The 25,001-nt window shown below is 36.3% G+C and carries 23 protein-coding genes and 2 tRNA genes; 19 read left to right on the top strand and 6 right to left on the bottom strand.

Annotation, left to right across the window (positions count from 1 at the left end):
* Positions 1-110 precede the first annotated feature (110 nt).
* Together AC6UD4_RS03760 and AC6UD4_RS03755 are read left to right on the top strand one after the other, a co-directional pair.
* Positions 111-1,382 carry a BspA family leucine-rich repeat surface protein gene (locus tag AC6UD4_RS03760; protein ID WP_500693635.1) on the top strand — a complete coding sequence of 424 codons (1,272 nt, stop codon included), beginning with the start codon at positions 111-113 and terminating at the stop codon, positions 1,380-1,382.
* Between the two features lie 104 nt (positions 1,383-1,486).
* Positions 1,487-2,332, top strand: coding sequence for a glycosyltransferase family 8 protein (locus tag AC6UD4_RS03755; RefSeq protein WP_500693636.1), 846 nt, complete (start codon positions 1,487-1,489; stop codon positions 2,330-2,332).
* A gap of 111 nt (positions 2,333-2,443) precedes the next feature.
* Here AC6UD4_RS03755 and AC6UD4_RS03750 read toward each other — a convergent pair.
* Positions 2,444-2,527: transfer RNA gene (locus AC6UD4_RS03750), tRNA-Leu, on the bottom strand.
* Between the two features lie 131 nt (positions 2,528-2,658).
* Between AC6UD4_RS03750 and AC6UD4_RS03745 the strand changes: the two genes are divergently transcribed.
* From AC6UD4_RS03745 to AC6UD4_RS03730, 4 genes are all read left to right on the top strand, one after another.
* Entirely contained in the window at positions 2,659-3,117 is a 459-nt protein-coding gene (locus AC6UD4_RS03745) for a MarR family winged helix-turn-helix transcriptional regulator (protein WP_500693637.1), read from the top strand.
* A gap of 210 nt (positions 3,118-3,327) precedes the next feature.
* Complete coding sequence (locus AC6UD4_RS03740) at positions 3,328-4,875, top strand: UDP-N-acetylmuramoyl-L-alanyl-D-glutamate--2,6-diaminopimelate ligase (RefSeq protein ID WP_500693638.1); 1,548 nt, start codon at positions 3,328-3,330, stop codon at positions 4,873-4,875.
* Positions 4,865-6,121, top strand: a complete 1,257-nt coding sequence (locus tag AC6UD4_RS03735; RefSeq protein WP_500693955.1) for a carboxylate--amine ligase — start codon at positions 4,865-4,867, stop codon at positions 6,119-6,121. Before AC6UD4_RS03740 ends, AC6UD4_RS03735 begins: the two co-directional genes overlap by 11 nt.
* 4 nt (positions 6,122-6,125) lie before the next feature.
* Positions 6,126-6,851 carry an aspartate/glutamate racemase family protein gene (locus AC6UD4_RS03730; protein ID WP_500693639.1) on the top strand — a complete coding sequence of 242 codons (726 nt, stop codon included), beginning with the start codon at positions 6,126-6,128 and terminating at the stop codon, positions 6,849-6,851.
* Positions 6,852-6,873: 22 nt separating this feature from the next.
* Here AC6UD4_RS03730 and AC6UD4_RS03725 read toward each other — a convergent pair whose 3' ends face one another.
* Entirely contained in the window at positions 6,874-7,209 is a 336-nt protein-coding gene (locus AC6UD4_RS03725) for a DUF1516 family protein (RefSeq protein ID WP_500693640.1), read from the bottom strand.
* A 91-nt stretch (positions 7,210-7,300) separates the two neighbouring features.
* On the opposite strand from AC6UD4_RS03725, the gene AC6UD4_RS03720 reads away from it, so the two are divergent.
* From AC6UD4_RS03720 to AC6UD4_RS03690, 7 genes are all read left to right on the top strand, one after another.
* Positions 7,301-7,371, top strand: a tRNA-Gly gene (locus tag AC6UD4_RS03720).
* 220 nt (positions 7,372-7,591) lie between these two features.
* On the top strand, positions 7,592-9,283 hold the full coding sequence (gene argS, locus AC6UD4_RS03715; protein WP_500693641.1) for an arginine--tRNA ligase: 1,692 nt from the start codon (positions 7,592-7,594) through the stop codon (positions 9,281-9,283).
* A gap of 100 nt (positions 9,284-9,383) precedes the next feature.
* Positions 9,384-11,498 carry a transglycosylase domain-containing protein gene (locus AC6UD4_RS03710; protein ID WP_500693642.1) on the top strand — a complete coding sequence of 705 codons (2,115 nt, stop codon included), beginning with the start codon at positions 9,384-9,386 and terminating at the stop codon, positions 11,496-11,498.
* A 53-nt stretch (positions 11,499-11,551) separates the two neighbouring features.
* Positions 11,552-11,899, top strand: coding sequence for a YlbF family regulator (locus AC6UD4_RS03705; RefSeq protein ID WP_500693643.1), 348 nt, complete (start codon positions 11,552-11,554; stop codon positions 11,897-11,899).
* A gap of 59 nt (positions 11,900-11,958) precedes the next feature.
* Positions 11,959-13,170 carry a metallophosphoesterase family protein gene (locus AC6UD4_RS03700; protein WP_500693644.1) on the top strand — a complete coding sequence of 404 codons (1,212 nt, stop codon included), beginning with the start codon at positions 11,959-11,961 and terminating at the stop codon, positions 13,168-13,170.
* Positions 13,160-15,721: an AAA family ATPase gene (locus AC6UD4_RS03695; protein WP_500693645.1), complete on the top strand. Its 2,562-nt coding sequence runs from the start codon at positions 13,160-13,162 to the stop codon at positions 15,719-15,721. The genes AC6UD4_RS03700 and AC6UD4_RS03695 overlap by 11 nt, the downstream gene beginning before the upstream one ends.
* Before the next feature lie 15 nt (positions 15,722-15,736).
* Positions 15,737-16,696: a 3'-5' exoribonuclease YhaM family protein gene (locus AC6UD4_RS03690; RefSeq protein WP_500693646.1), complete on the top strand. Its 960-nt coding sequence runs from the start codon at positions 15,737-15,739 to the stop codon at positions 16,694-16,696.
* 36 nt (positions 16,697-16,732) lie between these two features.
* Here AC6UD4_RS03690 and AC6UD4_RS03685 read toward each other — a convergent pair whose 3' ends face one another.
* The 3 genes from AC6UD4_RS03685 to AC6UD4_RS03675 all read right to left on the bottom strand — a co-directional run bounded on the left by AC6UD4_RS03685 (position 16,733) and on the right by AC6UD4_RS03675 (position 18,469).
* Positions 16,733-17,614, bottom strand: a complete 882-nt coding sequence (locus AC6UD4_RS03685) for a peptidylprolyl isomerase (RefSeq protein ID WP_500693647.1) — start codon at positions 17,612-17,614, stop codon at positions 16,733-16,735.
* Positions 17,615-17,734: 120 nt separating this feature from the next.
* Positions 17,735-18,025, bottom strand: coding sequence for a hypothetical protein (locus AC6UD4_RS03680; protein WP_500693648.1), 291 nt, complete (start codon positions 18,023-18,025; stop codon positions 17,735-17,737).
* Positions 18,026-18,028: 3 nt separating this feature from the next.
* Positions 18,029-18,469, bottom strand: a complete 441-nt coding sequence (locus AC6UD4_RS03675; protein WP_500693649.1) for an HIT family protein — start codon at positions 18,467-18,469, stop codon at positions 18,029-18,031.
* Positions 18,470-18,584: 115 nt separating this feature from the next.
* On the opposite strand from AC6UD4_RS03675, the gene AC6UD4_RS03670 reads away from it, so the two are divergent.
* From AC6UD4_RS03670 to trmB, 3 genes are read left to right on the top strand one after another with little or no spacing between them, the layout of a single operon-like run.
* Positions 18,585-19,322 carry an ABC transporter ATP-binding protein gene (locus tag AC6UD4_RS03670; RefSeq protein WP_500693650.1) on the top strand — a complete coding sequence of 246 codons (738 nt, stop codon included), beginning with the start codon at positions 18,585-18,587 and terminating at the stop codon, positions 19,320-19,322.
* Positions 19,315-20,529, top strand: a complete 1,215-nt coding sequence (locus tag AC6UD4_RS03665; RefSeq protein ID WP_500693651.1) for an ABC transporter permease — start codon at positions 19,315-19,317, stop codon at positions 20,527-20,529. Before AC6UD4_RS03670 ends, AC6UD4_RS03665 begins: the two co-directional genes overlap by 8 nt.
* A gap of 9 nt (positions 20,530-20,538) precedes the next feature.
* Positions 20,539-21,180, top strand: a complete 642-nt coding sequence (trmB, locus tag AC6UD4_RS03660; protein WP_500693652.1) for a tRNA (guanosine(46)-N7)-methyltransferase TrmB — start codon at positions 20,539-20,541, stop codon at positions 21,178-21,180.
* Here trmB and AC6UD4_RS03655 read toward each other — a convergent pair.
* Positions 21,177-21,509 carry a hypothetical protein gene (locus AC6UD4_RS03655; protein WP_500693653.1) on the bottom strand — a complete coding sequence of 111 codons (333 nt, stop codon included), beginning with the start codon at positions 21,507-21,509 and terminating at the stop codon, positions 21,177-21,179. The genes trmB and AC6UD4_RS03655 overlap by 4 nt on opposite strands.
* 82 nt (positions 21,510-21,591) lie before the next feature.
* Between AC6UD4_RS03655 and AC6UD4_RS03650 the strand changes: the two genes are divergently transcribed.
* From AC6UD4_RS03650 to AC6UD4_RS03640, 3 genes are read left to right on the top strand one after another with little or no spacing between them, the layout of a single operon-like run.
* Positions 21,592-21,915: a thioredoxin family protein gene (locus AC6UD4_RS03650; RefSeq protein ID WP_500693654.1), complete on the top strand. Its 324-nt coding sequence runs from the start codon at positions 21,592-21,594 to the stop codon at positions 21,913-21,915.
* A gap of 19 nt (positions 21,916-21,934) precedes the next feature.
* Positions 21,935-22,573: a YtpR family tRNA-binding protein gene (gene ytpR / locus AC6UD4_RS03645; RefSeq protein ID WP_500693655.1), complete on the top strand. Its 639-nt coding sequence runs from the start codon at positions 21,935-21,937 to the stop codon at positions 22,571-22,573.
* A gap of 44 nt (positions 22,574-22,617) precedes the next feature.
* A complete protein-coding gene (locus tag AC6UD4_RS03640) occupies positions 22,618-24,936 on the top strand; it encodes a DNA translocase FtsK (protein ID WP_500693656.1) in 2,319 nt (772 codons plus the stop codon).
* The last annotated feature ends 65 nt before the right edge of the window (positions 24,937-25,001 follow it).

Below are 25,001 nucleotides of genomic sequence, written 5' to 3'. Positions count from 1 at the left end.
ATGTAATTATTATGGTATTTTTTTCACATGATAAAGCATAAATGTTGACATGACGGCATTTATGGCCTACTTTAGAAGTGTAAGGAAATATAAGAGAGTGAGATGATCTAATGAAAAAGGTAATTAAGGGAGCATTAATCGCAGGTGTGACCGTTGGTTTATTCTTTGGCTTGCAGATGAATAGTTCAGCAAATCACACTGAAACTACATATGCAGCAGCAACGGATACTAAGGAAATGACCTCACAAGCTAGACCTAGGATTTCTAAATTAAGATATGATAGTGGTACGTGGGGACAGGTCAACTGGAACTATAATGAGATCAATCGGACTTTAACGTTGAGCGGTAAAGATAAAACCTTGGGAACCTATGCATATTCACAACTTGGAGATTTACGTCAGGCTTTAAATGATGCGCAAGTTATTAATATCCAAGATAAGATGTATGCCCCATCAAATTCTGATTATCTTTTTTCTCAATCGGCAGATGATGACCCACTCCACCAGGGCAATCAAGGTTTAAAAAACCTGCAAACTATTAATGGTCTCGATAAATTGGATACATCAAAAGTATCTGGTATGGATTATATGTTTAATGGTGATACAGCACTAAAAAGTATTGATGTCACTCACTTTGACACCTCAAATGTTAATCGTATGAGACTGATGCTTGGTGCCGATATTCTTCTTAAAGACATCGACGTCAGTCATTTTGACACTTCTAAAGTTATTGATATGAGTTCAATGTTTGTTTATGACTATGCTGTTAAAAACATTGCCGGTTTAACGAGTTTTAAAATTAATCCTAATAATCGTAGTTTGAGTAATATGTTTCAGGATGACCATCAGTTACAAAGCCTAGATTTAACTAGCTTCGATACTCAGGCAGCTTCTAAGGGTAAATATAATGGATTGTCCGCTTTCATGAAGGGTGATAATAATCTTCACCAAATTAAGTTAGGTGATAAGACAATCTTAAGGGCTCCTGATGCACCTGGTGCAGGTCCAATTATTCCAGAACCGGTAGTAGGTACCCAGTTTGTATTTGACGGAAAAGATTACACTGTTAAATCACCCAATTGGATGAACATTGATAATAACAATCAATTGCAGAATAATTTAAGTCTTGCAGATGGACAATCACATCCCGGTAATTGGATTTGGGCAACCAATTACAATGTCCCTTCGATTTCCATAACTGAACAAGTTAATTTTGTAAATAAAAAGGGGCAGTACGTGAATGCAACTTCAGTTACTGGTATCCCAGGTGAAAAGCAAACTTTAATTGCTCCAACTGGATATCGATTTGAGAATAATAACGCTACCATTACCATTGGAAGTAAAAATGCGACGGTAAACGTTGTTGTTGTTCGAAATAGATAGGTCATAAAGTGGTCCACTTTTATAAATATCGCTACGAAAATTAGTGATACTTATTTTTACAAGTGGCCAAATAGTTTCAAATATTTTTGAAGGGGATAATGTGTATGATTACAATTGCATCTACTACTGATAACAATATGGCGATACCGCTGGCAGTCAACTATTCGTCAATATTGAACCATAATAAGAATTCAAGTTTCACGTTTTACGTTGTTAATGATCATTTAAGTTCCAACAGTGCTGATTTGTTAAAGGCCTTGGAAAAAGTCTACGACAACTGTAAGACAATTAACTTTTTGCAACCCAACACCGCTGCATATAAGGATGCTAATGTAAAATCTCCGGATAGTGCAATTAAAGAAAACACTTACTATCGAATTGAGATTCCTGAAGAAGTTCATGAACCTAAGATCCTTTATTTGGATGCTGATATGGTATGTGTGGGTGACATTTCGGATCTTTTTAATACCGATCTTGATGGCAACATTGTCGGTGCTGTTGAGGATTCTGGTTACGTTGACCGGTTAAAAAAGATGCATGTTAGTGATGAACCGGGTCAGTATTTCAATGCCGGATTGTTACTAATTGATACGAAAGCTTGGAATGATAATGACACTTCTGAGAAAGTTAGAAAGTTAGCAATTGATAAACCTGATATGCTGAAGTATCAAGACCAAGATGCTCTAAACGCCATTTTTAATGGACACTGGAAAAAACTTGACCCTAAGTATAATTTGCAAAGTCATCTAGTTAAGGGTGAGAGTGGATTAAATCCTATCCCAGAGCGTCGAGCAGCTGAGGCAAATGCACTTAAGCACCCTGTGATTATTCATTACACTAATTTTGATAAGCCATGGATCGTTAAAAATAACCATCTTCATCCATTACGCAATTATTATTACCAAGCTAAGAACCAATTAATTTACGATCTAGGCGATTATATTAGATAAAAAGTAGTGAGAGAGTGGACAATTGTCCACTCTTTTTGTTTACATAATTTAATTACTATTAATGAAAAAAGACGATATCAATAAGCTTGATAACGTCTTGTTAGTAACGAATGCCCGAGATGAGATTCGAACTCATACTCAGTAAACTGAACAGCGACCTGAACGCTGCGCGTCTGCCAATTCCGCCACTCGGGCAATTACTACCTTTCAATCATACAATAAAAATGTCGTAAAATAAACACTCAATTTTGTAGTATCCTTGTATTTATTATTTAATTGTGTAAAATATAAGATAGTACAAGAGTTTTTAGAAAGAAGAGATTATAATGGTTGAACCACGTAAGATTGAAAGCCAATTGTGCTTTGGAATCTATAATACAAGTAAAAAGTTTAGTCGGTACTACCAAATCGTTTTATCTCCATTTAATTTAACTTATCCACAATACATTACCATGTTGGTGTTATGGGAACATGCCCCAATGACCGTTCGTGAGCTTGGATCCTACTTAGACTTAGATAGTGGGACTTTAACCCCGTTGTTGAAACGGCTTGAAAAGCAGGGATGGGTGACAAGAACACGTAGTCATAAAGATGAACGAGTTGTCATCGTTGACACTACAGAATACGCTAAGGAACGTCGTGATAAAGTATATGAACACGTTAATCAATGTTTTTCTGTTTTGGATATGAGCCAGGATGATATTGAAAAATGTTTGAAGATGGTGAATGCAGTTGGTGACCGATTGGATAATGTTAGTGAGCAAAAATTAAAAGATGTTAAGTAGTAAAAAGACATTCTGTGTGAACTGGAATTAATTTAGTTTACGCAGAATGTTTTTTATTATATTAATTTATGTTTTCATTATTGGTTTTGAGTTAGTCATTATCTCTTTCTTTTGGTAGAATTGTCTAGGAGTAAATTAAAAACAAAATTAAAGTCCGAATGATTTATTTGGATTTCCATTACAAAAATTAGCGGAATGGAGCTGAATTTTTTGTCACTAAGCATTCAAGAAATTAAAAATATTCTTCGTGAACATGACTTATTAAAATCAGTTAATCAGACTAATGATAATGATTTTAACTACGTTAGTTATGATTCACGAGACATAAAACCGAAAACCTTATTCTTTGGGAAGGGAAACTTTAAGCCTGAATTTGTTACGTTAGCAAAAAAGGCTGGAGCAACTGGAATCGTGTGTGAAGATCATTTATCTGAAAGTAACGGAATGAATGAGATTTTGGTTACTAATATTCAAAAAGCAATGTCCTTGATCTCTGCTGCATTTTTCAATTATCCACAAGACGATTTGTTCATCATTGCCTTTACGGGTACTAAGGGGAAAACGACCTCTTCATATTTCACTCGGGATGCAATTAGGAGGGCGAGTGGGAATAAAACCGCCTTATTTTCAACTATCAATACCGTGGTTGGTAATGAACTAAATCAAACATTTAAGTCACATCTAACCACTCCAGAATCACTAGATATTTTTAAGAATATGAGATCCGCTGTCGATAATGGGATGAAATATCTCATTATGGAAGTTTCGTCTCAGGCATACTTAAAAAATCGGGTTTTTGGATTAAAGTATAACGTAGGTAATTTTTTAAATATTTCTCCCGATCACATTGGGGAAAACGAACATCCGACTTTTGCAAACTATTTGCACTGTAAAGAACAACTCTTGGTTAATTCAAATAAGTGCATTTTGAATGCCGATTCAGACCACCTGATTGATATTTATTATGCTGCCAAAACCACAACTGATCCCCAAAATATTTATTTGTTTGGTAAAAAGGGGACGACTCCACAACTTGAAATCGACCTTGATTTCACGTACGAGCCAGTTTCAGATAGCTTGACTGATAACGATATTCAATTAAGTTCCATTTCTGATAAAGCTAAAAAGTTAGGCTTAGACGGAAATTATCGCATTGGTATTCCAGGTGATTACAATGAATCAAATGCAACCGCTTCGATCATATCGGCTGGACTTGCTGGCTTTAAACGTGGTGATATGTTAGATGGTTTGGCAGGAGCAAAAATTCCTGGAAGAATGGAAATCTTTAAGTCTAAAAACCATGGGAACGTTCATGTGGATTATGCCCATAATTATGCTAGTATGAATGCATTACTAGGATTTTTAAAACGACAAGACCCTAGTGGAAAAGTTATTGTAGTGGTTGGAAGCCCGGGCAATAAGGGAATTGACCGTCGAGAGGGATTTGGCAAGGCGTTGACTCAAAATGCCGATGTAGCGTTTTTAACTACTGACGACCCCGCTTATGAAGATCCCATGAAGATTGCAAAGGAAATTGATAGTCATATCGATCATGATAAGGTTGACGTTCATTTCGAAATGGATCGTGAAAAAGCCATTAAAAAGGCCATTAATTTTGGTAAACGTGGAGATATTATTGTAGTAGCGGGTAAAGGACGCGATCCTTATCAAAAGATTAATGGTGTTGATACACCTTATCCAACCGATTCGGTTATCGTGGAAGATTACTTGGAGGGTTTAAATGGTAATGACAAATGAGAAAGTTCCAGATTTCACTCCGATCTTACTTGGAAGTGACTTTAATGTGTACGGGATGGCGCGTTCTTTCTACGAGTTGTATGGTAAGCGTGTCAAGGCTTATGCCCAGGAACGATTAGCCCCCACAAGATTTACCAAAATTGTGGATCTGACGTTTATTCCCGGCTTTAGTGAGGATCCAGTATGGTTTGAAGAGATGAAAAAGTTAAAAAAGAAGTATGCCAACCACAAAGAACCGGTCATTTTAATTGGATGTGGGGATGGTTATGCTGAGTTAATTTCTAAACATAAGAAAGATTTAGAAGATGTCTTTGTCTGTCCATACGTTGATTATTCGTTAATAAAACAACTTAATAGTAAAGAAAATTTTTATAAAATGTGTGATAAGTATGGAATGCCATATCCCGGCACCAAGATTATTTCCAAAAGCAATTTTGAAGATAATGACTTTGATCAACCATTTGATTATCCAATTGCACTTAAACCAACCAATAGCGTGGAATGGTTGGATATCCGTTTTAAGGGAAGAAAGAAAGCTTTTACCATTAAAAGTGATGCCGAGTATCGTGACATTGTTTCAAAAATTTATAATAATGGTTATACTTCAGACTTGATCGTCCAAGATTTCATCCCAGGTGATGACAGCAACATGCGGGTCTTAAATGCTTATGTTGACAAGAATCATCATGTTAAGATGATGTGTTTAGGCCATCCACTTTTGGAAGATCCGGCACCGTCTGCAATTGGTAACTACGTCACGATTATTCCTGACTTTGATCAACGGATTTATGATCAGATTCAACAGTTTTTAGAGTCGATTGAATTTACTGGGTATGCTAATTTTGACATGAAGTATGATGTTAGAGACGATACGTACAAGTTGTTTGAAATCAATTTGAGACAGGGACGCAGCAGTTTCTTTGTCACCCTAAATGGATATAACCTTGCTCAATGGGTGGTTCGTGATTACGTTCAAGATGACCTAGCGGACCAAAAGACAGTGTATGCCAATCAAGATCCTAAGAAATATTATTTATGGTTAGGGGTGCCCAATCGTGTTTTTCGTAAGTATGCCAAAGATAATGAAGATAAAAAGAAGGCGGAAGAGCTGATCAAAAAAGGTCAGTGGGGAACGACTTTTTGGTATAAAAAAGATGAAAACTTCATGCGTTGGCTACTTATGAAATGGATGGACCATAATTACGCAAAAAACTTCAAAAAATATTTTCATGTGAATAAGGAATAAGATAATGAAAAAGTTTTTCACAATTATTGGTGGGATGGGGACCCAAGCGACTGAGAGTTATGTTCATTTACTAAATCAACGGACCCCAGCTCACTGTGATCAAGATTATTTAAATTATATATTAGTTAATCATGCGACGGTTCCGGACCGGACGGATTATATTACTGACCCAAAAAATAATCCGAGCCCACTAGTTCCACTTGAAGAAGATATTAAACAACAGAGCAAACTGGGACCAGAATTTTTTGCGTTACCATGTAATACTGCCCATTATTTTTATGATCAGTTACAGAGTATGACGGATGTTCCAATTTTGCATATGCCTAGGCTAGCGGTAGCTGCAATTGCTAAGAAGTTTCCACACGCTAAAAGAGTGGGGCTAATTGCCACTAAGGGAACTCTAAAGGACAAGGTATATGATAAAGAAATTACTAAAGCTGGATATAAAGTTGTGCACCCGACCGCTGAAATTGCGGACGAGACGATGGATTTAATTTATAAAGGTGTTAAGGAGCACGATTATGTCGATCCAAAATTATACCATCATATTTTAAATCAAATGGTTAATGAATTGGATAGCGATGTAGTGATTTTAGGTTGTACTGAGATTTCGGTAGCAGAAGAGCGAGCTGGTAATCATGACTACCCTGTGATTGATGCGCAAGCGGAGCTAGTTGATGAATCAATTCGGTTAGCTGAAAAAATGCAAAAAAATAAATCATCCAAGTGATTGGATGATTTTTTAGTAGTAGTTATTGAATGAAAAACAAAAGCCCAATTGAGATTAAAATCGAAATCAGTGTCAATAAAATTACGTAGGGTTTTAAATTACCTTGGATTTTTCTCTGGTAACAAATATCAATGAAAGAAATCGCGACGATTGTCATTATAAAACTTAAAGAGACCAAATAACGATGCTCGTTAAAGTGATTCAGGGTAAAAACCACTTCACTAATCAACAAAAGAATGTAAAACGCGCGCGTATAGACGACACCCTTAATAATCTTTTTGTCTTGTTTACGCGTGATTCCGATTGTTAGTGAGATTAATAAAAGAATCCATAGTAAAGTAATTATGTAGATTAACATGATGTTTAGCCTCCAATCAAATTTTATCATACGGCTCTGTAGAAGTCTTGATGACAAGGGGTATAATTCATGATATAATTATACACGTATTGCGGGTGTAGTTTAGTGGTAAAATTTAAGCTTCCCAAGCTTACGTCGCGGGTTCGATTCCCGTCACCCGCTTTGGGAAGCTACCAACGATGAGAGTGTAGTACTAATTATAATTTCAAAGCAAATCTAAGTTGATGTGAGTTAGATAAATTGTGATTGGGAAGGCGTCCTTTCTAGGTATACAAATTTAATAATGAGTGGGTATTTCCAAATAGAGTGGTACCGCGGGTGATCTCGTCTCTTGCATTGATTTAATTAATGTAAGAGGCTTTTTATTTATGAGGAGGATATTATGGATTACAGACAACAAGTTGCAGACGTAGTTGCTGATGCAACTAACAACCAAATTTCAACGAGTGATATTTACGGAAAAATTGAGAAACCGAAAACTTCAGATAACGGGGACTTAGCATTTCCAACTTTTATTCTAGCTAAGGAGTTACATAAAGCTCCTCAACAGATCGCAAAGGATATCGTCAATAATGTTGATGGAAGTCAGTTTGATAAAGTCGTTGCCGTTGGTCCTTACGTTAACTTCTTCTTGGATAAAGGAAAAGTTAGTAAGCAAGTCATGTCAGAGGTTCTGACGGATAAAGAGCACTATGGTGATAATTACGATGGCAAGGATCAGACCGTGACCATTGATATGTCTTCTCCAAATATTGCTAAGCCAATGTCAATGGGACACCTTCGTTCCACTGTGATTGGAAATTCAATTTCCGAAATTTTAAGAAAAAATGGATATAAAACAATTAAAGATAATCATTTAGGTGATTGGGGAACTCAATTTGGTAAATTAATTACGGCTTACTTAAAGTGGGGAAATGAAGAGGACGTAAAGCGTCATCCAATTCATTACTTAGTTCAGTATTACGTCAAATTTCATAAGGAAGATCAGAAAAATCCTGAACTAGACGAAGAAGCACGCGAATGGTTTAAAAAACTCGAAGATGGTGATCCCGAAGCTACCAAACTATGGAAGTGGTTTAGGGATGTGTCGTTAGAGGCTTTTAATAATACCTATAAAAAACTGGGCGTTAAATTTGATACCTATAATGGTGAGTCATTTTACAATGACAAAATGGATGAAGTGGTTGACATCCTAAAAAAAGATGGATTGCTTCAGGAATCTCAAGGAGCTCAAGTGGTCGATTTAAGTAACGCTAACCTAAATCCAGCGCTGATCTTAAAGAGTGATGGGGCTTCTCTTTACATTACTAGAGACATTGCAACGGCGTTATACCGTGAACGGACGTATCATCCAGTCATGAATCTCTACGTGGTAGGATCCGAACAAACTAATTATTTCCATCAACTAAAAGCTGTCTTAAAAAAGATGGGCATAAAGAATGCGGACGGTGTTCATCATATCCCGTTTGGCTTAATTACGGTTAATGGAAAAAAGCTTTCAACTAGACGTGGGAATATTATCTTATTAAACAAGGTTTTAGATGATTCAATTACCATGGCAAAACAACAAATTGCTGAGAAGAATCCTGATTTACCGAATAAAGATGAAGTGGCTACACAAGTTGGGGTTGGTGCCATTATCTTTGGTGATCTTAAGAGTGAGCGAATCAATAGCATTGATTTCGTACTTAAAGACCAATTAAAATTTGAAGGTGAGACTGGCCCATACGTTCAGTATGCCCATGCTCGTGCTGAGAGTATTTTGCGGAAGTCGGGTAAAAAAGAATTTGATGAATCAGCAAATGAATTGACTGATGCAGGTGCTTTTGAAGTTATTAAGTTACTTCAGGCTTTTCCAGAAGTTGTAAAACAAGCTCGAAATGAATTTGAGCCTTCCGATATTGCTAAATATTCGCTAAGACTAGCTAAGTCATTCAACAAATATTATGCTCATTCTAAGATTTTAGCGGACGATGATGAGCAAGACGCCCGTCTCGACCTTGTCAAAAGTGTTGCGATTGTATTAAAAGAGTCGTTAAGATTGTTGGGAATTAAAGCACCCGATCAAATGTAGAATAAAGTGGATGTCAATTGACATCCACTTTATCTTTTAAAATCCATTAATGTCCATGTGTTACAATAGCATTTAATGATAAAAGGAGATTTGGACTTTTATGGATAACAACAGCAAAAGTAAGTCAATATTTAAAAGAATTTGGGGTTACTTCAGAAAATTCTGGCGTAGATTTCAAATTACGAGATGGATTATTGTAGTTGTTTTATTCGTTATCTTGGTTTTAAGTAGTTATTTGACGATTGTGGCAAAGACTTCGCACGTTCGTGATCTTCAGTCTAATTTATCAAAATCGACTGTGATTTATGATTCACATCACCAAGAAGCTGGCAAATTGTACGCACAAAAGGGTACTTACGTTCAGATGAATAAGATTTCAAAAAATATTCCTAATGCGATTCTTTCGACGGAAGATCGTAATTTCTATAAGGAACATGGCTATTCGGTTAGTGGTTACGGGAGAGCCATTTTACTTGCAATTAAGAATAGGGTACTTGGTCGTGACTACATTAGTGGTGGAGGAAGTACAATTTCGCAGCAGTTAGCCAAGAACACTTTTCTTTCCCAGCAACAAACTTTAACCAGAAAACTTAAAGAATTATTCATTTCAATTGAGATTGAGAACGTTTATTCAAAGAACCAAATTTTGACGATGTATATGAACAACGCTTACTTTGGTAATGGCGTGTATGGGGTCGAAGATGCCTCGAAGCGATACTTTGGGCAGTCTGCGGAAGATTTACCGGTCCAGGATGCAGCTGTGTTAGCAGGGATGCTATCGAATCCTAGTAATAATCCGATTGATCATCCGGAGGCGGCACGTCAGAGGAGAAATGTGGTTCTTGATTTAATGGCAAAGAACCATAAGATCACTAATTCAGAGGCAAAAAAATACCAGGCCATGCCGTTGAACACTAAAAATTCCTATCGTTCTACTAATGGGTATAAATATCCCTATTATTTTGATGCTGTTATTAATGAGGCTATCTCAAAATATGGATTAACTGAATCTGACATCATGAATCACGGGTATAAAATTTATACGAATCTAAATCAGCAACAGCAGCAAAGCTTTCAGACTGATTTTAAAAATCCTAATTTGTTTCCTAATGATGCTTCGGATGGGACCAAGGTCCAAGCTGCATCAGTTGCTTTGAATCCAAAAAATGGTGGGGTTCAAGCGGTTGTTGGTGGACGTGGTAAGACGGTTTTCCGTGGTTATAATCGTGCGACCGATATTAAACGTCAGCCTGGTTCGACGATGAAACCACTTGCGGTCTATACGCCAGCTCTTGAAAACGGGTATTATTATGATTCTGAACTTGAAAACCAGAAGAAATCGTATGGATCAAACCACTATACTCCGCATAATTACAATGATGTTTATACAGGAAAAGTTCCGATGTACCAAGCTCTGGCACAGAGTATGAACGCGCCCGCAGTTTGGTTATTAAATAAGATCGGAGTAAACAAGGGATACGATTCGGTTAAAAAATTCAACTTACCGGTCACGGATAAGGATAAGAATCTAGCATTGGCCCTTGGGGGCTTGTCCAACGGAGTTTCCCCACAACAAATGGCTGGTGCCTATACTGCTTTTGCTAATAAGGGGAAAATTTCACAGCCGTTCTATATTACTAAGATCGTTGATTCGACAGGGAAGACGGTCGTTGATAATGAACATCCAAGTTCAAAACAAATCATGTCTCCTTCAACGGCACGACAGATGACAAGTATGATGCTTGGTGTCTTTGATAATGGAACTGGTGTTGATGCTAAACCGAGCGGGTATCAAGTTGCCGGAAAAACTGGAAGTACTGAGGCTGATAATACTCCAGATTCCGATGCTACCAAAGATAAATGGATCATCGGATACACTCCTAACGTTGTGGTAGCAACTTGGGAAGGCTTTGATAGTACCAACTCTACGCATCATTTAGAGAATTTGACTGGGACCGACGTTGGTCCGTTGTACAAGACACAAATGCAACAAATTCTTCCGTACACCAAGGGAACCCAATTTGGTGTCCAAGACGCACAAACGGTGGCACGTGATGGTGATGAAGATAATGATACGCAGAATTCTAAACTATTTAAGGGTATTACTAATGATACTGGTAAAGTCGTTAAGGGAATCGTTAAAGAAGGTGCCAGTGGAATTAAAAAGGGTGCCTCAGAAGTTATTAGCGGTGCGAAAGCTTTACTAGGCCGATAGCTTCACGTATGTTAAAATATACACTGTAACAATATTTAAGGAGGGAAATAATTATGGCAGAAAATGATGTAATGAAAGACGCACAAACTTTACAGGATGCACTAGTAAAGACTGATGAATTTAAAGAACTCCAAGCCACATACGATGAGTTAAAGAAGGACAAAGATGCTTTTAAGACATTTAAGGACTTTCAAACTAATCAAAATGAATTAAGACAAAAGCAAATGGCTGGTCAACAAATTTCGCAAGATGATATGAAAAAAGCTCAAGATCTTGCCAATAAAATGAACAGTCTTGATATCATCAAAAAATTGATGGGTAAAGAAAAAGCAATGGGCAAAGTCATTGATGATGCTAATATGTTAATTACTAAGCCTTTACGTGATATGTATGAAGCTTAATTGACCGTTAATCGGAGCGCCCATTGGTGCTCCGATTTTTTTGTATGGGAGAAATTATAATGAAGTTTATTCATGCGGCAGATTTACATTTGGATAGTCCGTTTTTAGGAATCAGAGAGGATGCTACCACTCCGAGTAAGCTGTGGGACATTTTGCACGAGGCTCCATTCGATTCATTAAAGAAGATTATTGATGATGCCATTTTAGATGATGTTGATTTTGTTTTGCTAGTGGGAGATTTGTTTGACAGTAGTCACCAAAGTGTCAAAGCCATTAGTTTTTTGATTAAACAGTTAGAACGATTGGATGAACATGGTATTCCTGTACTTCTTTCGTTTGGTAATCATGATTATCAAAGTGAAGGTGCCAAAAATTTCAATTTTCCGGCTAATGTTTACGTATTTCCCAAAGAAGTGACGACGCACACATTGACTCTTAAAGACGGAAGAACAGTTGCTATTACAGGTTTTAGTTACGCTACTAGGAATATTTCAGATGATATTATCTCTGGATTTCCAGAACGTTCAAACGCTGACTACCAAATTGGGATGGTTCACGGTGCTATTAAGGGTGGCAAAGACTCACAGTATGCACCGTTTACCATTAACGAAATGGAAAATTTGGGATATGATTATTGGGCATTAGGGCATATTCATAAGCGTCAGCAGTTAGGTCATCATCCTTTAATTGAATATCCGGGAAATATCCAGGGCCGTCATAAAAATGAAATGGGTGAAAAGGGGTACTTATTAGTCAGTGATGAGACTAATGGAGGTTTAAACGTTCAGTTTGAACCCACCTGTCCGCTCATTTGGTCAAATCTTTCAATGAATTTACGGGGAACTGACTCAGAAGAAGCGGTCGTTAATCAAATTATGGAGAAAATTGAGTCGAGTGATTTTTCCAAACTTAATTTATTGAGTGTGAAATTAAATATGAGCGAAGAAGCCAATTTTTCGTCAGAAGAATTGCTCGACCGGGTTAAGGAAAAGTTACAATATGATTTTGAACGATTTAATGCTTGGGTTTATGAAATTGACGTTGTTGATAATTCTGGGATGAAATTTAATGATCTAGATCAGAAATTCTGGGATGACACTAAGCATGAAGTTTATAATGAAGAAAACCTTAAAAATTTGGCGAAGAAGCTTTTTAAGCACTCTTACATTCGTGACAACTTTTTAAGTGATGAAGCCATCTCTAAATTACTTGATGAAAGTATGAATTTAATTACTAGTAAAACGAAAGGGAACGTGAAGGATGAGGATTAAAAAAGTTGAAGTATTCGGCTTTGGAAAACTTCATAATTTAACACTGAACTTTAGTGGGTTCCAGGTTATTTATGGAAGAAACGAGGCTGGAAAAACAACCCTCTTAAATTTCATTAAAGATGTTTTATTTGGCTTTCGGGACAGTCGGAGTAAGCGAGACTTCACTCCCAAAGATGACTATAAAATGGGTGGTCGTTTAACGGTTGAACAAAATGGAACTACTTATCTTGTTCAAAGAAATGAAGGTAAAAATGGTGGGTTATTAACCGTTTTTGATCAAAATAAAAATGAATTACCTGCTGGAATTTTGGATAAAATTTTAGGTCCAATCAATCGGGAATCATATGATAACCTGTTTTATTTTGGCAACGTTGATTTAAATGATATTTCGAGATTAAATCGTGAAGAATTGTCAAAACGAATCCAGCGTGTTGGGGTCGTAGGGATTGATAACTGGATTGAACTAGAGGACGAAAATCAGGAAAATGGTGGTAAGATCTATAAGCCGACTGGTAAAAAGCCTGAGTTAAACCGACTTTTAGTTGATCGAGAAAGATTGAACGCGAAAGTACATGAAGCCAGTAATGAATATCCCAAGTACCATGAATTGACCATTCAAGCTAAAAAAGAACAAGAAAAAAAGACTCAGAATCGCAATAAAAGAAATAAATTTTCTGAGCGATTAAATCAGGTTAATCAAGATTTAGCGAACTGGGATAAATATGCTCAATTAAGACAATTACAAGACGATAAATTAGCGGTTAAACACGGCTTTTCTGAGCATGACTTTGAAACATTTCAAGACATCCAAAATAAGATTAGTAATATTCAATTAGATGTTAAGAATGATGAACAAAACATTATTGATTTTAAGAATACGCATCAGGAATCCAATTCTGATTTGAAATTTTACAATGATAATGCTGATTTAATTCGTAATTTATATTTAGAACTGGACGGCCAAATCCAACAGGTCAGACGGATTGAACAGCTTGATCATGATATCAAAACATATCAGACTCGTTTGGCTAATGATGAATTTGATGCTGGTGGAAGTGAAAGTATTCCGTTTAATGATGATGAGATTGACAAAATATCGACCTTAATAGATGAGTATCAAAATGTAAAAGCACAAATAAACTATCAGGTTCATGCGATGCCCACAAATGAGAGCGGAGATAATTCGTTATCATTAATTGCTGATGCGGTTGGTCTAATAATTATTGGAATTGGAATTTTTATGGGTGGAGTAACTCTTCCTATTTTGGTGGTCATTGGGTTATTGTGTATTGGTTTTGGCATTTATCGTTATGTGCAAAAATCGAACCAACCAGTTAAAGAGGAGAATGATACTGACCATTTAAAGCGAAAATTGACTCAGATTGAGCAAGAGTTGGGTCAAATGGGAAACGAGCATCACATCCAGAGTATTCCATTTAACCAATGGACAAGTGCTTTACAAAACTCCATTAAACGACGTGACTTAGATCGTGATAGTTTACAGAATTTCATTGGAAACCAAAAGACAATGAATGAGAAGGTTGAGAGTTACCTCGATCGTTGGAATTTTGCTTCCAGTAAAATTGGTTTAAGTGATTCTGATAATGAAATGGTAGCGTTAAGTAAAATTAGACAGTTCATCTCAAATGTAAATGATCAAAAGCGAAATGCAGAACAGGTGAGCCATGAATTGAGTAGTTTAACTTCAATGGTTGATCGCCATCGTGAGCAGTTGAAAGAAGTAAGTGATCGTCTTGACCATTTCCTAAGGGAACGAAACGTTGCAAGTAGTAGTGATTTTAAAAAATTATACGATGAGCAGCGGATCGCTACGGATAAAAACAAACGTAAAATGGAGTTAGAAAACTCACTTGATCAGACAATTGTTGAAAGATTACAAAAATACGATAATGTTAATCAGTTAAAAAACGTGATTAATGATCTTCAGAAACAAATTGGACAGTTGGACGCAGATTTTTCCGATCAATCTGATCGGTTGGCGCAACTTAACGTGCAAATTAATCACATGGAAAAAGATGGGACGCTTGATTCATTGACCCAGGAATTGGCCAGTATGGATACTAAAGTTAACGAATTGGTTCAAAAGTGGTTGGTTTACCAGTTAACTAATCAGTGGATTGAAAAAGTACTCGATGCCGCTAGTAGTGGAAGAATTCCTAAAGTTAGAAAGGATGCAGCTAAATTCTTTGAAACACTAACGGACGGTCATTATAGTAAAATTGATTATAATAAGAGAAGTATTACGGTTGTTAACTCTGATGGGGTTAAGTTCAAGGTTGAGGAACTTTCAAAAGGAACCATGCAGCAGTTATACTTATCGTTGGTTTTTGCGTTAACGTTGGCTTTTAGTGATGAATATCCAATGCCAATTATGATTGATGATGGTTTTGCTGACTTTGATCACTTTAGAACTGATAAGGCAATTGAATTAATGAAAGCTTTGGCTAAAAGCACGCAGGTGATTTATTTTACGGCTGATGATCGAATTAGACACGATGTAAGTGGCGATCATTTAATTGAATTAAAGTAGTGGAGGTGGAGTCAAATGAGCAAAAAATTGAAAGAATATCAAATGGATGAAGAAATCGATGCGTTTGTATTGGTTAAGTCGGCCGATACTAGAATTGCTAAGAACGGAAAACAATTCATTTCGTTTGTTTTTGAAGATAATTCCGGAGAGATCGGTGGAAAACTTTGGGGTGCCAGTAATGAGGATGTAAAGACTTTTAAAGCTGGGCAGGTCGTTCACATTAATGGCAAACGGGAAGCTTACCAGGGAAGTCCACAAATTAAGATTAATCATCTTCGACAAACAGAATCTGGTGAACCCAGTGATCCATCTAAGTTTATGCAACATGCTCAAATGACTCGTTCTGAGATGGAAGAATATATTGGTCAGACAATTTTCGAAATTATTAATCCAACGTGGAATCGAATTGTTCGGGTACTTCTTAAAAAGCACCAGGATGAATTCTTTACTTTTCCGGCAGCTAAATCGAATCATCATGCTTATGCAGGTGGATTAGCATTTCACACCATTTCGATATTGAAGTTGGCCAAGGAAGTCGCTAAGCTCTATCCACAAGTTAATTCTTCACTTCTGTGTGCAGGTGCCATCCTTCATGATTTAGGCAAGACTACTGAGCTGTCAGGACCCGTTTCGACATCTTATACTAGTGAAGGTGATCTGTTAGGACATATCAGTATTATTGATGGGGAAATTGTTGAAGCTGCTGACCAACTAAAAATCGATCAGCATTCTGAAGATTTATTACTTTTAAGACATATGGTGCTCTCACATCATGGGATTAAGGAGTATGGATCCCCGGTTACGCCTGAATTGCTGGAAGCGCAGATTCTCCATGATTTAGATGAACTTGATGCTTCAATTAACATGATTACTGGGGCTTTAAATGATACGGAAGCAGGATCATTTAGTAAACGAATTTTTGGAATGGATCGAAATAAGTTTTATAAACCTGATAAAAAAGAAAATGGTCAGTAACTTTTAAGTTACTGACCATTTTCTTTTTATGATTGATTATTTCATTGGTTTTGGAGTTGATGTGTAATCAGCTAAGATGTTTTGTAAGTCTTTGTCTTGGATCTTTACATCTCCATCTTTAAGAACTTTTGAAACGACAGCGTGTAAGACATTACTATCGCTCATGCGTTCAGTTGCCAACTGGTCTTTTAATTCAGCTTTGTGATCCTGATATTTACCCTTGGAAGGGTGGTTGACCATTTGGATTACTTGGTATCCAGCTTTAGTTTTGACAGGTTCTTTGGTGTATTCACCATTTTTGAGTTTAAAGGCAGCATTTTTGAAGTTATTGTCAAGACTTGGATCCATATTATCGAATGGAGCCATCTTGCCGCCGTCTTTCTTGTTAGCCTCAGTTGAGTACTTCTTGGCTAAGTCAGAGAATTTTTGACCGTTTTCTAAGCCAGAAATTACTTTTTCAGCGTCACCTTGATTTTTGGTGGTAATCTCATTAACGGTTACTTTAGGTTGATATTTCTTGAATTGGTTTTGCAAATCTTTGTCAGAGAAACTTGTGTTAGCAATCACAGCTTGCTTTAACAGAAGATTATCTTTGATTTGTTCTTTTAAACTTTTCTCAGTTAAACCTTGTTGACTGAGAAGGGTTTTAAATTGAGAACCATATTGTGACTTGTATTGGTTAAATTGGTCATCAACTTGAGATGATTTAACTTTATTACCATATTCTTTGTTAAGAACTTTGTTCAAAATCATAGTTTGGAGAACTGTTTTACCCTGTGGGGTCTTTTTCATACTATTGTAATATTGACTTTCTGTAATTTTACCACCACTAGTAGTAGCAACTGTTTTACTACCACAGGCAACCAGTGAAACACTTAAAAGTAATCCTGCAACTCCAACGAGCCATTTTTTCTTCATATATTAGCACATCCATTTCTTCAAAATATTAAAGTACTCAAGACATTCAGTACTCCATTTATTTTTAATATAACATATATTTGATGCAAATTAATATTTGGTCGAATAATTTAATTGAAATTAAATGTTATTTATTTCGTTAGATAAAAGATCAATTCTAGGCTTTAGCTGAAATTGGGCTTCCTGTACGTCACGATTAAGACCATCTATTATTGGTTTTGCATCATTTAAAGCTTTTGTGAATTGGTTTAAATTTTGTTTAACTGAACTAGCTGAATGAAAAATGTTTTTAAGGTCGGCAGTGGTTACGTTATCTGTGGGATTAGACTTCCTTTTTAAAAGGAGTAGACCCGTAACAGAAACACCAACTATTATTCCGGCACTAACTAAGCAAGCGGTCTTTTTTTTCATGAGTTAATCCCCCAATTTTTTGGTAATTGAATCGGCAACTTCTTGGTATTTAGTTTCGTCATATTCTTTAGAATTATCAGAAAAGTTAATTGAAAAAGTATCACCCACACTGTAACGGGGAATTAAATGAAAGTGAGCATGTGGAACAGATTGATAGGCAATTTTCCCGTTATCATTGACAATATTCATTCCCTTGATGTTTGGGTTAGAATTTTTGACCGCACGTGCAATTTCTGGTACTTTCGCAAATACTTTACTAGCTGTGGCTGAGTCAAAATGAAAAATATCCTGAATATGTTTTTTAGGAATCACCAGAGTGTGGCCAGGAGTTGTTTGGGAAATATCTAAGAATGCAAGAATTTCGTCATCTTCATAAACTTTATAACTAGGGATTTCACCCTTAACAATTTTACAAAAAACGCAATTTGGATCGTAATCAGTCATATAAATCTCTCCCTTCAAGTTAATCCAATTATACACTAACATTACCCGCATAATAAGTGATAGCAGGCAATTATGGTATACTGATTACAATAATGAAAAGAAATGAAGGGTAAATATGAGTTTGCAAGTAGAAGACTTGACTGGTGGCTACTCTAGTATGCCAGTCTTAAAAAATGAGACTTTTGATGTTAATGATGGCGAATTAGTTTCTTTAATTGGTTTAAATGGTGCTGGGAAGTCAACTACCATTAATCATATTATTGGACTCATGAAGCCATTTACTGGAACCGTTAAAGTCAATGGTTTGCAGATTGGTCAAAACATTGAAAAATACAAACAACAAATTGCATATATTCCGGAAATGCCAGTATTATACAAAGAATTAACTTTAAAAGAACACATTGATACTACTATCATGGCTTATAATTTGGATAAACAAGTAGCGTGGGAGAAAGCTAATCAGTTACTTAAGACTTTTCGGTTGGATAAACGACTTAATTGGTTTCCTGCCAACTTTTCTAAGGGAATGCGTCAGAAAGTGATGATTGTTTGTGCGTTCATTACTAATGCGTCGCTTTATGTAATTGATGAACCATTTTTAGGTCTCGATCCGCTCGCGGTCGATGATCTTTTGCAGTTGATTGAAGAAAAGAAGAGTAAGGGTGCCAGTATTTTAATGTCGACTCATGTTCTTGATACCGCAGAAAAGTATTGTGATCGTTTTGTGTTAATTAACAAAGGTGAGATTCAAACGGAAGGAACGATGGAACAGATTAGAAAAGAGTATCCAAATGATGGGAAGTCACTTTCAGATATTTATCTGTCTTTAGCAAGGGATGATAAAAATGAATAGGATTTTCCAAAAAAGGTTAAGCAATCATTTAATCGAAATGACTAAATACCTTAAATATGTTTTTAACGATTTTTTTGTGATTGCGATTATGTTCTTTGTGGGTGGCCTTGGCTACGCTTACTCTGGATTTTTAAAGCAATTATCAGGCAATTTATGGTGGGAGCGCCCGATTGCAATTTTGATTTTACTAGTGGTGCTTCAACTTGGTGGACTGGCAACTTTAATCAAGTCCGCTGATAAGGTTTTTATGGCCCCTAAGGAATACCAATTTGCTGGTTACTTTAAGGGAGCATTTCTCTATAGTTTGTTTATGGCATTACTGATTGATTTAGTAACGTGGTTTGTACTAATGCCATTTTTAAGTGTTTCGATTGGATGGACAATTTCAGAGTTAATCGGGTTGTTAATCGTAATTTTGCTTTTGAAAACCGGTTGGATGTCATATCAAGTAATCAAACTCTATTTTCAGTTAAATCGACATGTAGTATTAGCCGGTGTAACTGAGTGGGTTATCCCCCTTATTATTCTGGTATTAGCATTGTACTTTAATGTTTTTATAGCTGCACTATTAGCATTAGTTGTGGCTGCATTGTTAATGTATGTCGCTATTCTAACCAAAAATAAGATCTTAAACTGGAATTATGCAATTGAACATGAAGATTCTCGTATGAATCGGATTTATCATTTTTATAGTTTATTCACCGAAGTCCCTGAACTTTCAGGTCGGATTCACCGCAGAAAATACTTGGATCCAATTTTTAAGTTGTTAAAAAAAGATCAAGGTCACGTCTATTCGAATTTGTATCTTCGATCATTATTAAGAGACAGTGGACCAGGTTCACTATACTTTCGCTTAATAATTATTGCCGTTATTTTGGTATTGATTATTCCTAATCAAATTATTGTTTCGTTAATGACAATTATTTTTGTTTATTTAGTCGGATTTCAGTTAATCCCATTTTATGAGCATTTTGAAAGTAATGTGTTTACCCATATTTATCCGGTTAGTCAGAAGATCCAGCTGACGGATTTTCGACAGATCGTTCAAATTTTACTTTTGTTTGAATGCTTTATCCTCCTGATTGCAATGTTAATCGCTCGGATGTCGGCTCCTGTAATCTTAATAACGGTGGTAATTTGGATTGTTGAGGGATATGTCTTAACGATTCCCTATTTAAATAAAAAAGTTAAACAAATTAGAAACTGAGGTTAAATGATGAGAGTTAGAAATAAGCCCTGGGCAAATAAATTTATTTTAGATCATCCTGAATTAATTGTTGATGATCCAGAAAAATACATGGGAAAGTGGGAAACACGTTTTTCTAGAGACGCCCCAATTTATGTCGAAATTGGTTGTGGTAAAGGAAAATTTATTACTGAAATGGCAGAAAAAAATCCCAATATTAATTTTATTGGGATTGAAATTCAAAAGTCAGTAATTGCAATGGCACTAAAAAAAGTCGTAAATAGTCGTTTAGATAACGTTCAATTGATTCATACTGATGGCGGTCTTGTGAACACCATTTTTAAAAAGGGTGAGGTTTCAAAAATTTTTCTAAACTTTTCTGATCCCTGGCCAAAGAAACGACATACAAAACGGCGACTTACCTCGCCGCGTTTTCTTAAGAGTTATCAAGACGTGTTACCTGACCAAGCTAAACTGGAGTTTAAAACTGATAATCGTGGATTATTTGAGTATTCGTTGGTTAGTTTGAATAATTTTGGGATGAAGTTTGAATCCGTTAATCTTGACTTGCATGCTAGCGATGCTGCTAAAGATAATGTAGAAACTGAATATGAAGAGAAATTTAAAGAAAAGGGCCCAATCTATAAGATTGTAGCCCAATTTGTTGATTAACTAATCGACTTTGTGTTTAAAAGTTGAACGTTATCGAGGTTATTTGTGGTCAAATCGAATGTAAATCCATATGATTTAATGTCATGGTTATCATCGTCTAAAATGTTGATTCCGCCAAGGAACTGGCCATCTTCGTTTTGGTTAAAGTCGATCCAGTAACCATACAACTCACTATTATCAAACTTTTTGCTTAATGTATCGGACAAGTGACGTCTAACCCGATCTTGGTCGCGTTCTTGCTTGAATTTAATAAGTGAATACAGCGAAACTCCCGCAATTACGGATCCAGTAATAAAAGCTAGTTTGTGTTTTATGATAATAAAAAGCATCCCTTCGATTGAATTTGTTGAATTTATTATATAACATTTTTAATACGAGTGGGTTATAATATTAATGTTTAGGAGGGATACGATGGAACAATTACCAGTAATGAATCTTAACGAATTAAAGCAAAAAATTAAGCATGGAAAGTACATCCTATTTTTCTCTGCCACATGGTGTCCAGATTGTGCGTTTATCAAGCCTGTTATGCCAGAAATTGTAAAAGATTTTCCAAACTATGACTTTATTGCAGTTGATCGGGATGAAAATCTCGATTTAGCTAAGGAAATGAACATTTTTGGAATTCCAAGCTTCGTTGCCTTTGATAATGGGATTGAGACTGGTCGTTTGGTTAATAAAGATCGAAAAACCAAGGAACAAGTAGAAGATTTTATTAAATCTCTTCCACAATAAATTCGGAGGTGAGCTAAATTTGATGATCGCAAGTTATAATCCAAGCCAAATGGGTGATGTTTTGGTTGTCATTCTTGGAGAAGGATCGGAACCACAGAAAATATCAAAATCAAATGATATTGTTCAGATTAAAGATAAGAAGGGACACGTAGTTGGCTATAATTTTTTCAATGCCAGTGAGATTTTAGGGAACTTAAAATCAGAGAATGGAAAAGTTGATCTTTCAAGTAACGATGTTGAAGTTTTAAATGATGCGTTGAAAGAGGCTGGGTTTAAAACTTTCTTACCTACTAGTACCGAACCAAAGTTTGTGGTTGGCTACGTTGAAAAAATGGAAGATCATCCGAAGTCTGATCATCTTCACATAACTCAAACAAAAGTCCAGAATGGGGAAATGCTGCAACTTGTTAGTGGGTCTCCCAATATGAGACCGGGAATCAAAGTTGTCGTAGCGGAAGTTGGAGCCATGATGCCAAATGGACAAATTATTTGGCCAGGAGAGCTTCGTGGGGTAAAAAGTGATGGAATGATTTGTTCTGGAAGAGAATTAGACATTCCTAATGCACCCGATAAACCAGGAGCTTTAGTTTTACCCGATTCTTATGAAGTTGGGCAACCATTTGATTTTGATAAAGCAAAAAATCTTTTTGACGAATAGTTTCTATTCGTTTTTTTATACATAATTCTTTAAGGGTGATTAAATTGGAACATTATGATGGACCGGCATTTTATCGTAAATACTTTAATGGGAAAGTTCCCTTTAAGAGTAGCGATAAAAAAATCAATGATTTTCATAGAACAACAAAAAAATCAAATCAAGAAATTATCCGTAGTGACGATTCTAATGTTAAACAATCAGCCTATCAGTCTCGTTATCAACCAAAGTATCAGAGCGGATTTCAGTTGCGATTTAAAGATGATAAAAAGCACTATGTTGAGTCCCGAAATTCCTTAGTGGAAAGAACAAAAGAATTTACTCCGCGTTCCCGTAACCAAAATAGTAATTTCTATTCCGTTCATCAGTCAGTCGGAAAACCATATCAAGATGCAGCCGTTGAATTGGAGAAGAATGATGATGATTTTGTTCTTTATCTAAATCCTAAAGATCCAACTGCCGTTCCAGCTGATGATCTAGATTTATGGGAAAATGACGTTCAACCAATTGTTAAAGAAAATGTAAATAAGAATGAAAACATTGTGGATAACTCTAAGCCTGTGGATAACTCTGAAGATGATAAAGAATCTTCAGCCAGTAAACGTGAATTAGGCCACTCGCTCGCAGATATCTTTAAAGAGGAGAGTGGCTTAGCGGCTAATCTAGCTTTGTTTAGTGATGATAGAAGAGATAATGATGATCAAAACGCATCAGGTACGGTATCAAGTAATCCCACTTTAAGTGAATCGGATCCACAAGATAAGTTAAAAGAACCTGATGAAAGAAGCGATAACGAGAAGACGTCTTCTCCAATTGATAGTACTGATAAGCGTCAAGATGAGGAAAAAGCACTTCTTCAACCTGCTAACGAACTTACTGATTCAAAAAGTGAAACCACAACGAATCATAGGCATTTGGCCGACACTTCAAGCAATCAGGAGGGTCAGACTAATTATCAATTTCCTCGTCGTGACCTGCTTAATCCACCAATTTCGACTTCTGATGATGGTTTGAGTGAATGGATTGAAAAGCAAGTTAAAACACTTGATGATACATTAAGGGCGTTTGGGGTTCATGGTCACGTAGTCGATTGGACCGATGGACCGACCGTTACTCAATTTCAAGTTAAGTTGGAGCTTGGTGTTAAAGTAAGCAAAATCACTAACCTAACTGATGATTTAAAGATGGCCCTAGCAGCCAAAGATATTAGAATCGAGGCTCCAATTCCTGGTAAGTCGACGGTTGGAATCGAGATTCCTAATCCAAAGCCTAGACCAGTGATGCTTTCAGAGATTCTAGATTCAAATGAATTTGAATCTAGTCATTCACCGTTAGAAGTAGCATTAGGGATGAGTATTGGCGGCGCTTCTAAGACTGCCGATATTCAAAAAATGCCACATGCTTTGATTGCTGGTGCAACTGGATCTGGAAAGAGTGTGTTCATAAACAGTTTGCTTGTTTCATTGTTGTATCGCAATTCGCCCCGTGATTTAAGGATGATTTTAATTGATCCTAAGGCGGTTGAATTAGCGCCATATAATGGGATTCCACATTTGTTAACCCCGGTTGTTTCAGATCCGAAAGAGGCTTCTGCTGCTTTAAAATGGGTCACTGAGGAAATGGACAACCGTTATGAGCGATTAGCTGCTGCTGGGGTAAGAAACTTAACTCAGTATAATCAAGCGGCACATAAAAATGGCCGTGATGCGGATAAGTTGCCTCAAATCCTAGTTGTGATTGATGAACTTGCTGATCTAATGATGGTTGCATCAACAGAAGTCCAAGATTATATTGTTAGGATTACACAAAAAGCTCGGGCAGCTGGGATTCACTTGATTGTTGCTACTCAAAGACCGAGCGTTGATATTGTAACTGGGACCATTAAGAATAATATTCCAACACGAATTGCCTTTATGGTTTCAAGCCAGATTGATTCAAGAACAATCATTGATCAAAGCGGAGCTGAACGACTACTCGGTAAGGGAGATATGCTTTATCTGGGTAGTGGTGCCAGTCAACCTGTGCGACTTCAGAGTGCTTTTGTTACTAACCAAGAAGTTGAGCGAGTTTGTGATCAAGTTCGAAGTCAGGAAACACCAAAGTACGAGTTTCAGCCCAAATCATTGCTTAAAAGTGCAGAACAAGCTCAACAACATGATGACTTGTGGAAATCAGTTTTGAGTTATATCGCAGACGAAGATGGAATTTCAACTTCAAAATTGCAACGAGTGTTTTCCATTGGATACAATCGAGCTGCTAGTATTATTGATGATTTGGAGCAAAATAATTTTATTTCAGGTGAGCATGGCTCTAAACCGCGAGATGTTTATTTGACGAAAAATGAACTTGCTAAATTGAATATTTAAATTTTTAGATTTTCATTACTTTAATTGGTATTATTAAACCAGACAATAAAAAGGGGAATTCCAAC

Source organism: Fructilactobacillus sp. X3R5C2, from assembly GCF_059901175.1.
This window is presented reverse-complemented; position numbering and strand designations above follow the sequence as displayed.

Coding starts and splice junctions, on each gene's coding strand:
- AC6UD4_RS03680 (WP_500693648.1), bottom strand. CDS start 18,025: ATGAAAAAAAAGACCGCTTGCTTAGTTAGTGCCGGAATAATAGTTGGT.
- AC6UD4_RS03735 (WP_500693955.1), top strand. CDS start 4,865: ATGACAAATGAGAAAGTTCCAGATTTCACTCCGATCTTACTTGGAAGT.
- AC6UD4_RS03670 (WP_500693650.1), top strand. CDS start 18,585: ATGAGTTTGCAAGTAGAAGACTTGACTGGTGGCTACTCTAGTATGCCA.
- AC6UD4_RS03745 (WP_500693637.1), top strand. CDS start 2,659: ATGGTTGAACCACGTAAGATTGAAAGCCAATTGTGCTTTGGAATCTAT.
- AC6UD4_RS03655 (WP_500693653.1), bottom strand. CDS start 21,509: ATGCTTTTTATTATCATAAAACACAAACTAGCTTTTATTACTGGATCC.
- AC6UD4_RS03755 (WP_500693636.1), top strand. CDS start 1,487: ATGATTACAATTGCATCTACTACTGATAACAATATGGCGATACCGCTG.
- AC6UD4_RS03690 (WP_500693646.1), top strand. CDS start 15,737: ATGAGCAAAAAATTGAAAGAATATCAAATGGATGAAGAAATCGATGCG.
- AC6UD4_RS03730 (WP_500693639.1), top strand. CDS start 6,126: ATGAAAAAGTTTTTCACAATTATTGGTGGGATGGGGACCCAAGCGACT.
- AC6UD4_RS03760 (WP_500693635.1), top strand. CDS start 111: ATGAAAAAGGTAATTAAGGGAGCATTAATCGCAGGTGTGACCGTTGGT.
- AC6UD4_RS03700 (WP_500693644.1), top strand. CDS start 11,959: ATGAAGTTTATTCATGCGGCAGATTTACATTTGGATAGTCCGTTTTTA.
- AC6UD4_RS03695 (WP_500693645.1), top strand. CDS start 13,160: ATGAGGATTAAAAAAGTTGAAGTATTCGGCTTTGGAAAACTTCATAAT.
- AC6UD4_RS03685 (WP_500693647.1), bottom strand. CDS start 17,614: ATGAAGAAAAAATGGCTCGTTGGAGTTGCAGGATTACTTTTAAGTGTT.
- AC6UD4_RS03710 (WP_500693642.1), top strand. CDS start 9,384: ATGGATAACAACAGCAAAAGTAAGTCAATATTTAAAAGAATTTGGGGT.
- argS (WP_500693641.1), top strand. CDS start 7,592: ATGGATTACAGACAACAAGTTGCAGACGTAGTTGCTGATGCAACTAAC.
- AC6UD4_RS03725 (WP_500693640.1), bottom strand. CDS start 7,209: ATGTTAATCTACATAATTACTTTACTATGGATTCTTTTATTAATCTCA.
- AC6UD4_RS03675 (WP_500693649.1), bottom strand. CDS start 18,469: ATGACTGATTACGATCCAAATTGCGTTTTTTGTAAAATTGTTAAGGGT.
- trmB (WP_500693652.1), top strand. CDS start 20,539: ATGAGAGTTAGAAATAAGCCCTGGGCAAATAAATTTATTTTAGATCAT.
- AC6UD4_RS03665 (WP_500693651.1), top strand. CDS start 19,315: ATGAATAGGATTTTCCAAAAAAGGTTAAGCAATCATTTAATCGAAATG.
- AC6UD4_RS03650 (WP_500693654.1), top strand. CDS start 21,592: ATGGAACAATTACCAGTAATGAATCTTAACGAATTAAAGCAAAAAATT.
- AC6UD4_RS03705 (WP_500693643.1), top strand. CDS start 11,552: ATGGCAGAAAATGATGTAATGAAAGACGCACAAACTTTACAGGATGCA.